Source organism: Psychrobacter sp. H29, assembly GCF_059073055.1.
The window spans coordinates 1,970,037-1,984,230 of record NZ_JCACRY010000001.1 but is presented as its reverse complement, the minus strand read 5'-3'; the positions used below and the strand labels follow the sequence as shown (position 1 = coordinate 1,984,230).

10 protein-coding genes are annotated in these 14,194 nt (G+C 43.3%); 9 read left to right on the top strand and 1 reads right to left on the bottom strand.

Translation table 11 applies throughout. The features are described 5' to 3' along the window. Positions 1-37: 37 nt before the first annotated feature. Positions 38-1,000 (bottom strand): cysteine synthase CysM, encoded by a 963-nt coding sequence (gene cysM, locus AC5JP1_RS08000; RefSeq protein WP_493843735.1) that lies wholly within the window; start codon positions 998-1,000, stop codon positions 38-40. A gap of 607 nt (positions 1,001-1,607) precedes the next feature. On the opposite strand from cysM, the gene AC5JP1_RS07995 reads away from it, so the two are divergent. From AC5JP1_RS07995 to rpsB, 9 genes are all read left to right on the top strand, one after another. Continuing rightward, on the top strand, positions 1,608-5,186 hold the full coding sequence (locus AC5JP1_RS07995; RefSeq protein ID WP_493843734.1) for an ATP-binding protein: 3,579 nt from the start codon (positions 1,608-1,610) through the stop codon (positions 5,184-5,186). 165 nt (positions 5,187-5,351) lie between these two features. After that, on the top strand, positions 5,352-6,164 hold the full coding sequence (locus tag AC5JP1_RS07990; RefSeq protein WP_443525463.1) for a crotonase/enoyl-CoA hydratase family protein: 813 nt from the start codon (positions 5,352-5,354) through the stop codon (positions 6,162-6,164). A 369-nt stretch (positions 6,165-6,533) separates the two neighbouring features. Next, complete coding sequence (locus tag AC5JP1_RS07985) at positions 6,534-7,793, top strand: multidrug effflux MFS transporter (RefSeq protein ID WP_493843733.1); 1,260 nt, start codon at positions 6,534-6,536, stop codon at positions 7,791-7,793. 364 nt (positions 7,794-8,157) lie between these two features. Next, on the top strand, positions 8,158-9,027 hold the full coding sequence (locus AC5JP1_RS07980; protein ID WP_443525467.1) for a substrate-binding periplasmic protein: 870 nt from the start codon (positions 8,158-8,160) through the stop codon (positions 9,025-9,027). A gap of 12 nt (positions 9,028-9,039) precedes the next feature. Then, positions 9,040-11,247 carry an ATP-binding protein gene (locus AC5JP1_RS07975; protein WP_493843732.1) on the top strand — a complete coding sequence of 736 codons (2,208 nt, stop codon included), beginning with the start codon at positions 9,040-9,042 and terminating at the stop codon, positions 11,245-11,247. A 60-nt stretch (positions 11,248-11,307) separates the two neighbouring features. Continuing rightward, positions 11,308-11,670, top strand: coding sequence for a response regulator (locus tag AC5JP1_RS07970; RefSeq protein WP_087814005.1), 363 nt, complete (start codon positions 11,308-11,310; stop codon positions 11,668-11,670). Positions 11,671-11,700: 30 nt separating this feature from the next. Continuing rightward, complete coding sequence (locus AC5JP1_RS07965; protein WP_319051888.1) at positions 11,701-12,150, top strand: chemotaxis protein CheX; 450 nt, start codon at positions 11,701-11,703, stop codon at positions 12,148-12,150. A gap of 41 nt (positions 12,151-12,191) precedes the next feature. After that, a complete protein-coding gene (locus AC5JP1_RS07960) occupies positions 12,192-12,641 on the top strand; it encodes a chemotaxis protein CheX (protein ID WP_319051887.1) in 450 nt (149 codons plus the stop codon). Positions 12,642-13,040: 399 nt separating this feature from the next. After that, positions 13,041-13,829, top strand: coding sequence for a 30S ribosomal protein S2 (gene rpsB, locus AC5JP1_RS07955; protein WP_201607367.1), 789 nt, complete (start codon positions 13,041-13,043; stop codon positions 13,827-13,829). Positions 13,830-14,194: the final 365 nt, after the last annotated feature.

Genomic DNA, 14,194 nt, shown 5'->3' with positions numbered 1-14,194 from the left:
TATCAGCTTACTATTTGTAAGCTAGCTGGTTATAAGCTTAATTGGTGGCGTCATCTATAGCGCTATCATCGACGCTGTATAGACCGGTTGATAAATAACGATCTCCACGATCGCAGACGATAAAGGCAATAACAGCATCAGGATTGTTTTTGGCTACTTGCGTTGCTGCCCAGGTAGCGGCGCCTGAGGATACACCAGCAAAAATCCCTTCGTTCTTCGCCAGTTTGCGCATGTAAATCTCAGCGATATGCTGATCAACATCCATGACGTCATCTACCAAGTCTGCGTCAAAGATACCTGGCATATATGCAGCAGGCCAACGGCGGATGCCAGCAATAGAAGCTTCTTCATCGGGTTGCAAACCGATGATTTGGATATCTGGATTTTGTTCTTTTAGATACCGTGAGACACCTGTGATGGTACCTGTAGTACCCATTGAACTAATAAAATGAGTGATTTTACCGTCGGTTTGTGCCCATAGTTCGGGCCCTGTGGTTAGATAATGTGCTTGGCTATTATCAGGATTGTTAAACTGATCTAACACGATGCCTTTGCCGTCGGTTTGCATCTGTAATGCCAAGTCACGCGCCGCTTCCATACCTTCATCTACCTCAATTAACGTCGCGCCATAAGCAATCATAGCGTCTTTGCGTTCTTGAGTTGAGTTGGTTGGCATTAGCAAGGTGATTGGATAGCCGCGCATTGCCGCGACCATGGCTAGCGCAATACCAGTATTGCCACTAGTTGCTTCAATCAACATGTCACCAGGCTTGATATCACCGCGCTGTTCGGCTTGATAGATCATATTAAAGGCAGGGCGATCCTTTACAGAACCAGCAGGGTTGTTGCCTTCCAGTTTAGCCAATAGCGTGGCACCATTGCCGATGTGCTCTTGCTCAGGCAGGCGCTGTAATTTGACCAGTGGCGTCTGACCGACGCAATCAGCAAGCGTGGTCACTTGAGTGATAAAGTTGGTATTTGATATGGCCGTAGCGGACATAAGCGATCCTTATTTATTTTTTAGAATACTTTTTGGGTAACCGTTTTGGATAGGGTTACTGTTTTTATTGTTTGATAATAATTCGAGACAGCTGCTTTGTATATTGGTTTATGGTGAGAAGCAAACCAAAACGTGAAGGCAGTAGAATACGCTCCCATACGTGTTGACTATGAGCGATCTATTGTGGCAAATAAAAAGTTGCGTCATTATATCATTTTGTTTTCAGCTGCGCTTATCGCATGAAGGAATAATAGTGACTGAGCTAGCTTGTTAGTTGAATGGGTGTTGATGAGTAGCCTAAATACCAGTTGTGGTACAGCAACCTTGATTATCATCGAGGTTAGATGTAACTAGGATGAAAAATATGTAGCGGGGCATATCACTTTCGTATTGACTGCCGTATTGGGTAGAGTGGTTGTCTGATCGAGACTTAACTGAACTAGTATTAATGGTTCACCGTCATTTATAGAATCCTGTTAAGATAATCTCAAGCGTAAAACAATATATTGTGTGAAGAAATAGGCTAGCATAGTTAATCGCTTGTGCAGCGCATGTTAGAAGCAGCATCAAAATTCACTGCAAAAATTCGGTAGAGAGTAGGGCGAGCATGGCATATAGAAAACGTTTCGATACCAGTAGTGCTTATGGTCAGTTGGTCATACTGGTGTTTTTGCCCATTTGCGTGTTGGCAGCGGTGGGCGGTATTTTGGTGTTTCACGAAACCATGCGTGCTAGTGACTCAGAGCAAGAAGTGTTGGCTGAAGCGGTACTTATTCGCTATACACCAGTTATCGCTGAGCTGATCCCTGATCTGTTAGCGCAAGAGCGTCAGCAAATATGGAAAGGCACCGCTGGCGCATCGGAAACTGCAATGACCACGCTCGAAAGCATACAAGATAAACTTGGGCGTATGCAGTCTGAGCAGCATGTACAGCGTATCGCTATCATCAATGAAGGCAATCAGGTCTTGGCAACCGTTGGCTATGGTCTGAATGAAGAGTGGCCTTTAATCACTGATTCGGCAAGTTTCTTGTCACAAAAACCAACGCCGGTAGGAACAGCATATGGCAGTGTTTTGGGTGAGTTTGAAGGACAGACCTTGTGGCTACTGGTCGATATGGATAATGAGCCTCTTTATATTGCCCGTTATCGTATTGCGATGGCACTGGTGATTACAGGTCTATTCACTATCTTAATTCTATTGCTCAGCTTAAATATCTACTCAAAACGTTGGATTGCGCCAATCTACGAGCTGCGCTTGCAGTTACAACGTACCCATGTCGACAATCTATACCAGCCTGTACCAGTCGAGTCAGATGGTGAGCTGAACTTATTACAGCAAGATCTAGTTAGGACGCTGCGCCGACTGCATAGGAGTTTCCAAGAACTAAAAGACCACGCCGAGCAGACCGAAGATGACCTACGTTTGGCTTTTGATGAGATGGAGATGCAGAACATCTCTATCCGAAACGCACGTGATGCAGCAATCTCAACCAGCCAAGCCAAGTCTGCATTTCTAGCCAATATCAGTCATGAACTGCGTACCCCGTTGAACAGCATTGATGGTTTTATCAACTTGCTGGCGCGTCACGGTGAGCTAAACCCTGAGCAGGATTTGTATGTACAGACCATACGTAAGTCTTCGGCGCACCTGCTCGCTCTAGTAAATGACGTTTTAGACTTTTCTAAAATTGAGGCTGGCAAGTTAGTGCTTGATCGTCATGAGTTTGATCTTTATGACACGATATACGATGTGGTTGATATGCTTTCTCCCGTCTCTGCGGAGAAGGGTTTGCGTATGGCGGTACTGTTCTACAATGATGTGCCGATGCGTATCAATGGCGATGCGCTACGCCTTAAGCAAGTACTGACCAATATCGTCGGTAATGCCATTAAGTTCACGGATAGTGGCGATGTGGTAGTGCGAGTGAGCTTGGATGATCATCGTGATAATTATCTGATGATTAGTGTGCAGGACAGTGGTAAAGGCATCTCCCTTGCTGATCAAAAAATGCTGTTTCAAAGCTTCAGCCAAGGCGATCCATCCATTACGCGTCAATATGGTGGTACAGGATTGGGACTGGTCATCTCCAAACAGCTGACGCGTCTGATGGGCGGTGATATTGGGTTTCATGACAATGCTCAAGAAAATATTGCCAATCAAGGAGCGACGTTCTGGTTCCGTATGCCAGCTCATGTCGATGTATTAGAAGCAGCAACTGGTCAGACCATTGAGCTACCAGTCTTGGCGCCGCTTGCGAGCGAAACCGATGAGTTTAATGTGTTGGTCTGGATCAATCATACCGCCTCAATACAAGTGCTCAAAGCAAGCTTGCAGTATTTACCAATCAAGCTGACCCAAGCCAACTCACTACCAGGGGTACTTGAGTCGCTAAAAGAATATGGGAATTTTTGGGATTGGGTCATTGTGGATGATGATACGCAAGATGATATGATGGCATTGCTCAAGCAAATACGTCTGCACTATCAAGGAAAGCTGGCTGTGTTCGGCTACCAAGTCGCGGCTGACCAAGCGCTGCTCAACCGTTATCATGCCAATATCTTGTATGAGCCGTTGGACAAAAGACAACTATATGCAATGCTTGATACGCAAAACCGCAGCGTACCAAGTAGCTTGCAAGCGCCGCGCTGGAAAGGGGTCACGGTGCTAGCAGTTGATGATCATTTGCCAAACTTATTGGTGTTAGATGCACTATTGAGTGAGCTTGGTATTCAAGTCATCACAGCGAGTAGTGGGTTTGATGCTATAGAGATTATCAGTAAGCAACAAACCAAAAATGTCAAAACTGCCAAAAATGATAAGCAGAGTCTATCAAATAAGACGCAGCTCTCTAAAGCAGAAGCGCGTGATGAAGTAAATAAGAAATCAAGCACTGCGCTTTATACTGAAGATGCGGGCGTTGAAGATAAAGCTGCTGCCCAAGATAAAAGTCATATCGACTTGATATTTATGGATATTCAAATGCCGCGTATGTCAGGTCACGAAGCGGCCAAGCAAATTCGAAATATTGAAACTGCTGATAGCCGTATTCCTATTATCGCGCTAACAGCGCACGGCTTAGCTGATGAGCGTGACAAGTTGATTGCCAGTGGTATCAACGACTACGTTGGTAAGCCCATTAGCCAACCACAGTTACTACAAGTGCTACAAAAATGGCTGGGACGTACAAGCAATTCGCCACAACTTACAGCATTGTCTCATACAGACTTACAAGCATCTGGTTTACCACTCACTGACCTACAAGGCTCTGATCTACAAAGTTTTGATCCACACGATAACGATCTACAAAGCTTTGACCCACAAAGTGCTGACCTGACGCATGTAGATCTTAAAGAACACGCAACGCAGTTGTCAGGTTCAAAGACAGCGCCTTATCCTATAGCCAAAGACAATGACAGGGTTAGAGGTACGCTTGATACGATAAATCAGGCAAAAGATCAGGCAAAAGTTACTCGGCCTTTATCATTGAAAAAAATTCGAGATGATTACTTACGTGACAGCCAGCCTCGAGAGGATTATAGACGAGAAACGACGCGTGAGAACCAGCCACGCTACGCAGGGGTACGCCTGCATAATCAAGGACGCGCGCCGTTATTAGACTCACAAGCGGCACCTATAGCGTATGCTTCTGAAGATATGGGTGCGAGTATAGATGAGAGAGTTTATGAGCAAGCAGATCATAATCTGCATCACAACTTACACCAGACCCTAAATCAAGACTTAAATCAACACAACGTAAGTACGACCGAAGATACGTCTGAGATTTTAGACTGGCAAGATGCACTGACTCGATCAGCAAATAAACCTGATCTAGCAGCGAAGCTTATCATCATGATGATTGATACGATAAATGAGGAAAAGCAAGCATTGACTCAAGCATGGGAAGCACGTGACCGTAGCCTACTGGCACAAATCGCGCACCGTATACTGGGTGGTAGTCGTTACACAGGTGTACCGCAGTTGCGTCAGGCCAGTCAGGACTTGGAGGACAAGTGCTTATTAAATGTGCAGCATACGACACCAGTACAGTTTGCGATGATTGAGCCGTATTACGAGGCATTACTTACGGCGCTGAATAATTTACAGAGTGTTGATTTGTCTGCTTATCCGCAGCTCAATTATCATCGTTTGAGCGAAAACGATATGACATGGAAAATGATATAAGGCGATCCATCATCCCGTTATTTGACTATTTATTGCTTGAATATAAAGCCGCTGGTTTTTCATATCGTACCGTGGCAGTCAGTTATTGCTACGGTAGAGTAGGGGTAAGCCTGCTAATATTATAACCACTACTATATTTATATTATTTCATTGATAAGGACTGTTATGAACGCGATTGCAAGTTACCAATACGAGACGTTACAGGTGAGTATTGTAGACAATATACTAACGGTCACCTTGAATCGTCCACACAAAAAAAATGCCATGAGCTTTCAAGTGATTGATGAGTTGATTACTTTGGCAGATCGAATCAGCAAAGACAAAACAATACGCGCCGTTATTTTGAAAGGTGCAGAAGGTACATTCTGTGCAGGTATTGATTTGGGTGATCTAAATCATCCAAAAAATAAAGCCTTTGCTATTTGGGAGTTGATCAAGCCTTGGCAAAGCTCGTTCCAACGAGTTTGTCTGGTATGGCGGGATTTGCCAGTACCTGTCATTGCGGTATTAGAAGGCTACTGTATTGGTGCTGGGCTACAGTTGGCCCTGGCTTGTGACGTACGCATCAGCCATCCTGATTGTCAGTTATCTATCATGGAAGCCAAATGGGGCTTGGTACCGGATATGGGTCTGACGCAATCGGCGTTTGGTGTGGTGCGAGAAGACGTGTTAAAAGAGCTGGCTATGAGTGCGCGCATCGTTAATGCCAACGAAGGTAAAGATTTGGGGCTCATTAGCCATTGTAGCGATACTCCGCTGGAGCAAGCACAAGAGCTAGCGGCTGAGTTTGCTGAACGTTCCCCTGATGCGGTGTTAGCAAGCAAGCGAGTCATCAATGCGATGTACGAGCAACCTACGGCAACCTTATACAAAGAAAAAGTGTGGCAGTTTAAGATGATGATCGGACGTAATCGTAAGCTTGCACTTAGAAAAGCAAAACAAGCCAGTACCGTATTTGGTAAACGCCAGTTCCGCTAATATGCTTTTACTTTAATGAGAGATAAATGAGATAGGTTAAATAGTTTCTTCCAAGCTATCTAACCTAAATATTTCTAATCTCAATATTTTTATACCCGTACTTTTTAAACAGTATTTTTAGCCCTGTTTAGGCAAAAGATATACCAGACATATTTTGACAAAAAATTTGATTGTTTTTTAGTTGTTAAGGGATGTTTCACTAGCAGTTCACAGCTATTGAAATACAGGCAGATAGCACGATATAACACTGTCCGCTTGCACAGATGCAGGTAAAGATGCACTATTGTTGTTAAAAGTGCCTCTCTACTCTACGCCTATAATAAGCACCTAAACACCAAAGCAATCATCACTATATAAAACGGTCCAAATATGTCTGTCTCAAAACCCTCCCTCCCCAATAAGCCTATCGCTTCTGAACGCGTACGCTCTGCTGATCTGCCTGTCGCCTGGATTATGATGCTTGGGTTGATGGTTGCGGTAGGGCCCTTGTCTATAGACATGTACCTACCTGCATTGCCCTCGATGGCAGATGATTTTGGCGTATCTACGGCATTTATGGCCAACTCTGTGCCAGCGTATTTTTTAGGTCTGGTATTTGGGCAGCTATTCTATGGGCCTTTTAGCGATCGTGTTGGTCGCGTCAAACCGTTATATATAGGTATGACGCTGTATGTGATTGCCTCTATCTTGTGTGCAACCACCAATAACGAATACGTGCTGTTTGCAGGTCGTACTTTGCAAGCTTTAGGCGCTTGTGTAGGGGCAGTGGTGACACGTGCTGCTATTCGTGATCGTCTCACAGCCAAACAGACTGCAAAAGCCTTTTCAATCATGATATTGGTCATGGGCTTAGCACCTATATTGGCGCCATCACTAGGAGCATTATTCCTACAGTTCTTTGATTGGCATTCTATATTTTGGTTCTTAGCTGCTTTTGGTGCGCTAAATTTATTGCTTACCAAGTTTTTCTTCTTTGAAACCTTGACCGAAGAAAACCGTAATGTACGCCCTGCAAAAGAAGTGCTAAGTCAGTATTGGAATCTACTAAAAGACCCAACCTTTAACTATCCAGCCATTGGCGGCGGGTTATTAATGGGTGCGATGTTTGTTTATATCAGCTCAGCGTCTGAGTTGATCATGGATACGTATGGCGTATCAGCGACGCATTTTGGCTGGTTGTTTGGAATGAATGCAGCAGGTTTTGTGGGATTAACTCAGCTAAATCAATGGCTCACCAACCGATTTCGCATCTTAAGTATCTTGCGGTTTGGCGCGATGATGCAGGTTATTTCTGCAGGCGTGTTGTTTGTGATAGGTCTGTTTTTGGGGACAGATGCTTGGCTACCCTTAGTGCTAGCATGTATTTTCTTTTGTATTGCAGGTTTGGGTTTGACGCAGCCTAATGCTTCGGCAATTGCATTGGCATTTCAAAAGCGCCGTGCTGGTATGGCAAGTGCGTTACAAGGCTCGCTTATGTTTTCAGTAGGTATTTTTGGTGGGCTATTACTCAATCTATTTCCCGTCAATCCTGTACTCAAGATCGGTATTGCGATGTTTTCTCTTATGAGTATTGGCTCGTTCTTGATTTGGCAAATAGACCGTAATCTCAACCTTGACGATGCAGAGTAGATAAAAACCGACAAAATAATTCAGCTATATTTCAAAAAGCCCTTATACGTTAAGCGTATAAGGGCTCTTTTATGCCTCGTGTTTTGTATATGCACAGCCTCACTATGAGAATCTATTTTCAAAAGTGTCATCTTACAATTCATATAGACAATTTTCGAAAACGCCTACCTTTAAAAAATCAAATATATCAGTAACCTATAACTAATTATACATAATCACCAAACATTATTATTGCAATTGTAATTTTAGGTAAGTATTATCTGAACGTAACTTTCTGTAAGTAAGTATTATAGGGATATTGCCTAACCTTTCTGAAGTGTCATTCAATAAAATGCACAACAACGCTAAGCTCTAAGGGTAGATTATGATGCAGTTATACCGAGTGTTACCAGTGATACTGAGTGTTGGCCTATTTGGCTGCGGTGAGTCTTCCACACAAGAAAACACCAGTACGACAGTAACAGAGAACAAGGACAGTTTCGTGAGTGAGCTGCCTGATACCGCACCAACTTTAAAAGTGGCTACAACCGGAACGATGCCTCCATTTTCGTTCCAAGACGATTACGGCAATATGCAGGGCATTGATATCGATTCAATCCGTGCTATTGGAGAAGAGCAGGGCTTTAAGGTCGAGTTTTACAAAGAAACTTGGCAAAACATGTTTGACAGTGTGGCCTCAGGTGGCCGTGATATCGCGATATCAGGTATCTCGTACAAAGACGATCGTGCGGTAAAGTACGGTTTATCTACCCCTTACTTCTTTAACCCATCCTCTATCATGTATGCCAAAAGCAATGTCACCATCAATGACATACAGGACTTGCAGGGTATGCACGTCGCTGCTATGGAAGGCTCAAAGCAAGAAGATCAGCTGAATGCTATGGGCAAATATAGCGATATGACCACACGAACTACCGCTTATTTATTGTATGAAGATTTGATGCAAGGCAAAGTAGATGTCATCTTGCATGACTTGCCAATTCTACAGTTCACTGCAAAAAACCATCCTGAGTACGATGTGACTATCGTTCCTTATGAAGGGCAAGACAATCCTTCAGCACAGCAGGTTATTTTGATGGCCAAAGGCAACAATGAGCTGATCAACAATGTGAATGAAGGTATTGCTAAGCTCAAGCAAAAAGGGACGTTTAAAGAGATTGAGACGCGCTGGTTGGGTGGTACTGAACCTGCAGATAATAGCGCTTCTGACACTACTACCACGCAATTGAACTAAGGAATTCTGCAGATGGCAACCACACCAAATGTTGACAACAAGCGCTATCAAGGTCTAATCATTTCAATTGCACTATTCTTATCTCTGATTGGTGCTTTGCTAGCGTTTACGTTTTATACCTCGAGTCTACTAGAAAGAAACACGGCTTTAATTGACCAAACCAACCAAGTTGCCAATAGTGCACAGGCCGTAATTAAAGATCTTTTTGACTTAGACAGTAGTTATGGTGAGGATACTAAGTCCCCACACATACAACGAGTATTGAGTCGTCTAGAAGAAAACACGGCACTAATTACCAGCTCTATTGCTGCAATCCAGCAGGGCGGTACAATTACAGATACGCAAGGCAATAGTTACGATCTGCCAAACATTGATAGCAATGCACAAGCAAACATTGCCGCTGCCAATGAGCAATGGACAACACTAGAGCCTAAAATCCAAGCCTATTTAAAAGATGCTGATAATGTGATGGTGCCTTCTGCTGATGAATTGACTCAGGCAGTTGAACAGGCAAAAACATCAAGTTTGTTTATTAACGAATCTTTAGACAGTTTGACAAGAGACGTATTTGATAGCGCAGAGCGTCAAGCGACGACCATTCGTCTTATCCAGATACTGGGTGTTGCCGCGATCTTTACCTACTTCCTAATCTTCGTATTCTTCTTTGTACGCCGTTTGCGTGAGACAGATGCTGAAGCCTTTGCTGCTCGTCGCGAGACGCAAGAGATTATGGAGACAGTAAATACCGGTCTATTCCTGCTTGATAAAGACCTAAATATTGGACAGCAGCATTCGCGCGCGCTTAACAATATTATCGGTTCTGATAGATTGGCTGGAGAGAACTTTACCAATGTATTGCGTGGTCGTATTTCTGATAAAGACCTAAATACCACACAGCAATTTATTGAACAGCTATACAACCCTCGAGTTAAAGAAAAACTGGTTGATTCACTCAATCCGCTGCATAAAGTCATGCTACACAACGTGTCGGATAACAAAAATCTTGATAACCGCTTCTTAGATTTTAAATTCTCACGTGTATATGATAATAAAGATATCGCGCGTATCTTGGTCAACGTAAATGATGTATCAGATGCCGTCTATCTAGAACAGCGTCTAGAAAAAGAGCGTTCACAAAACGATATGCAGATTGAGATGTTGACGACTATCTTGAATGTAAACCCAAAGATCATCAACGAATTCATTGGCAATACCCAAGCGCATATCGAGAAGATGAACAACATCTTAAAAAATCCAGGCAGCTCGCAGTACGAACTTGAGAACAAGCTAAAAGCGATTTATCGCGAGATGCACAGCTTAAAAGGTGAAGCCTCGGCACTGAAGCTGCACAGCTTTACCAAAATTGCCTCGGATGCTGAAGATAAGTTACATGCGCTGCAGAACCAAAGCCAGTTGTCTGGTAACGACTTCTTGCCACTAGCGGTACATTTGGATGATCTGCTCAGCCTATCAAACACTATCGCGACATTAGGCGAGCGTATCAATCGTTCAGCACCGCCAAAAGCAGCCACCACGCCGTTGACATCAGATGATGCTATGGCAACAAATAGCGTACCAGTCACTGCAACCCGTCAGCCTGTGAGCCAGTCAATCGGTAATATCAGCACTGGTGGCGGTTTAGACATTGATTTGGACAGTAATACAGAAGAAGATCGTTTGTCTTTTTATAGTGAGTTTGCAAAAGAGATCGCTGCAAGACAAGGTAAGCAAGTACAGTTAAAGAGTAATACACTGGCGCAAACTGACATCCCAGCACATCTTGCAAAACCAGTCAAAGAGATCAGTATTCAATTGCTACGTAACGCAGTCGTGCACGGTATCGAAACACCAAGCACTCGCCAAGCAGCGGGCAAGACTGACGTTGGTACGATTGATCTAGAAGTACAAGATAACGGTTCAGACTTTGTGCTGATTGTACAAGATGATGGTCAAGGTATCGACTATGACAGCATCCGAAATAAGCTGAGTGCAGAAGGTCGTTTTAGTGCGGAAGAAGCGAGCCAGCTCAGTCAAGGCGATTTGCTCAAGCAGTTATTTTCTTCTGGGTTCTCAACCAAAGAGCACGCAGATGAAGATGGTGGTCGCGGCGTTGGACTTGATATTATCAAAGCGCAAGTCAAAGAGTATGATGGCAAGCTTAATGTAAACAGTGAACTGGGTCAGATGACACGGTTTGTCATTACGTTACCTAAAGCTTAACTACACAGTAAATATATTGTCAGGGACGACAAGCACTTCATTAAAGGTAATAGATAAGTTATGCATAAATTAATGATTGTTGATGATTCAAATATTATTAGAAACCGCATTCAGCGCGCGTATGATTCAGGTCAGTTCATGCTAGTTGCGACAGCAACCAGCGGGGTTCAGGCTATCGAAAAATTCAATATTCATCGTCCTGATGTTATTACGATGGATCTGACCATGCCACAAATGGATGGACTAGAATGTATCGAAAAAATTATTGCGATTGATCCTGAAGTACGTATTTTAGTGGTGTCAGCATTGTCTGATAAAGCCACTGGTATTGAGGCGCTATCATTGGGTGCCAGCGGCTTTTTGTGCAAGCCCTTCTCAGAAGAGGAGCTTGTCGAGTCTTTGTATGAGCTGATGCAAGACTAACACCATTCATCGACTACAGCAGATATCATTATGAAAGAACAAAAGTTACAGATTTTTTTAAGCATTATTAGTAATTACTTTGATCAGTTTGGCGGAGAAGAGCTTGTTGCTGATACGCCTTATTTGTTAGAAAACAAACAGCCAAAAGTTCATGATTATACGGGCGTGATTGGTATATCTGGTGGCCAAAAAGGCGTGGTGTACTTTTCGGCAACCCATCAATTACTGTCTTCGATCTTAGATAGCATGGGTGAAACCGATAAGAGTGATGAGAACTACATTGATTTGGCGGGTGAAGTTGCCAATACGATCGCGGGGAATGCACGTAAAGAATTTGGTTCAGAGTTTCATATCTCTGTGCCATTTGTATTTAAGGGTGCGCCCCAAAGTATTGTGTTGCCGAACGATGAGCGTTCTTTTATCATTCCCATCACTTGGCACTCGCAAGTTGGCGAGATTGTGGTTTGTCTGCAGGATTAATGGTACTGCTGCCACGTAATACAGATGGATATTAATATATTATGTTTAAAGTAGAAAAACTGGGTGTGTTTCTAAGCTCGATCAATGCGTTTTTTTCGCAGATCGATGGCTCAGAAGTGGCTATTGATACCCCTTATTTGAATAGTAACAAGACCGCGATTGGTTTTGACTATAGCGGCGTCATCAAGATATCAGGTCCTTTAGAAGGCTGCGTCTATGTCAGTGCGCCGAGCGTGATGCTGCGCGAAGTCATTAGAGTGATGGGTGAGCCTGACTCGTCAATCACCATGATGAAAGATTTATTGGGCGAAATGGCCAATACTATCTCTGGCAACGCGCGTACAGAGTTCGGCTCAGAGTTTATTATCTCTCCGCCGCATATCGTTGAGAGTGCTCCTAGCGTCTCTTACTTGCCAAAAGACCGTCAGAGCTATATCACGCCATTCACCTGGCGTGGTCACAAAGCAGTGATTGGGATTTGTATTGCGTAAAGTGGCACCTATACAGTGAAATGAATGATAAAAAAGCGATACCAATGTGTCGCTTTTTTTTATTTTGTTAGCGCTCTATTTTGTTTTTATCTTATTGATATGCTACTAATAAACAGCTGGAGATTCAAAGGCGTTATGTGATAAAATATAGCGCAGCTATTTTTATAATTCGCTTTATAGTTTGGATTTGAGTGTTTCTTGAATCTAATGATAGCTTCTTTTTTAAACCAACCAATGACACACACATCATGGCAAAAAATTGCTGGGTGTTTGGCGACTTGATTAATTTGTGAACCGTTAGTGCTTTACTAATGAAAACTAACCGGTAGCAGATGCGTGTCGCTAAATAGGCTGTTTTTGTGATGTGGAGGCATAACCCAACCAATAGGATATATTCTCATGGCTACAAAGAACCCAACCAAAATCGAAATGCGCGACTTACTACAAGCCGGCGCTCACTTTGGTCACCAAACACGTTTTTGGAACCCAAAAATGGGTCCATACATCTTTGGCGCACGTAACAAGATCCATATCATCAACCTAGAGCACACCGTAAAAGCATTCAACGAAGCGTTGACTTACGTAAACGGCCTAGCTGCTAAGAAAAACAAAGTATTGTTTGTTGGTACTAAGCGCGCTGCAAGTGGTATCGTACGTGAGCAAGCTGCTCGCGCTGGCATGCCATACGTTGACCATCGCTGGTTAGGTGGTATGTTGACCAACTGGAAAACTCTACGCCAGTCAATCAACCGTCTAAAAGAGCTAGAAAAGCAAGCAGAAGACGGTACTTTCGCTAAGCTAACTAAGCGTGAAGCGTTAGAGCGTACTCGCGATATGGAAAAACTTGAGCGTTCACTAGGCGGTATCAAAGACATGGGCGGCCTACCTGACGCTATCTTTGTAGTAGACGTAGATCACGAAGCGATCGCTATCAAAGAAGCCAAGAACTTGGGTATCCCAGTTATCGGTATCGTTGATACTAACTCTAGCCCAGACAACGTTGATTACATCATCCCAGCTAACGATGATGCTATCCGTGCTGTGACTTTGTACGTAACTTCTATGGCTGATGCTATCATTGCTGGTAAAGAATACGCACAAACTCAAGCTGGCGGCAAAGCTGAGCAAGCACCTGCTGCTACTGAAGAAGCACCAGCTGCAGAAGAAGCTGCTACTCCAGCAGAGTAAGTAATAGGATCGAAAAGTTTAACGTTGTAAGGATACCTTGATAACACGTTTATCAGTATTCCTATAATAGGTTGAACAGCGTATAAGCTCATAATAGGCATGATGTAGTTTTACTCGTCATGCCTTGTTATTGAATAAAGCATTATTAATAACACCATGTGTATCAGCGGGTTGCTATCGGGCGAGTATTATCGTTCCTACTGGCTATATCGCTGTACTGTAGAGATGTTATTTTTTTGACATCAACTACGGCTATATTAGTAATCGTTCAAAACGAGCTGTCTGCTAGATTTTAAGTAATACCAAGATATCGAATAGAAATACAGCACTTAGAAGTACAGTGCTCCTATAAATAACTATACTAA

Excerpts from the sequence above, each read along its gene's own strand:
- cysM (WP_493843735.1), bottom strand. The coding sequence starts at position 1,000 with ATGTCCGCTACGGCCATATCAAATACCAACTTTATCACTCAAGTGACC.
- AC5JP1_RS07995 (WP_493843734.1), top strand. The coding sequence starts at position 1,608 with ATGGCATATAGAAAACGTTTCGATACCAGTAGTGCTTATGGTCAGTTG.
- AC5JP1_RS07990 (WP_443525463.1), top strand. The coding sequence starts at position 5,352 with ATGAACGCGATTGCAAGTTACCAATACGAGACGTTACAGGTGAGTATT.
- AC5JP1_RS07985 (WP_493843733.1), top strand. The coding sequence starts at position 6,534 with ATGTCTGTCTCAAAACCCTCCCTCCCCAATAAGCCTATCGCTTCTGAA.
- AC5JP1_RS07980 (WP_443525467.1), top strand. The coding sequence starts at position 8,158 with ATGATGCAGTTATACCGAGTGTTACCAGTGATACTGAGTGTTGGCCTA.
- AC5JP1_RS07975 (WP_493843732.1), top strand. The coding sequence starts at position 9,040 with ATGGCAACCACACCAAATGTTGACAACAAGCGCTATCAAGGTCTAATC.
- AC5JP1_RS07970 (WP_087814005.1), top strand. The coding sequence starts at position 11,308 with ATGCATAAATTAATGATTGTTGATGATTCAAATATTATTAGAAACCGC.
- AC5JP1_RS07965 (WP_319051888.1), top strand. The coding sequence starts at position 11,701 with ATGAAAGAACAAAAGTTACAGATTTTTTTAAGCATTATTAGTAATTAC.
- AC5JP1_RS07960 (WP_319051887.1), top strand. The coding sequence starts at position 12,192 with ATGTTTAAAGTAGAAAAACTGGGTGTGTTTCTAAGCTCGATCAATGCG.
- rpsB (WP_201607367.1), top strand. The coding sequence starts at position 13,041 with ATGGCTACAAAGAACCCAACCAAAATCGAAATGCGCGACTTACTACAA.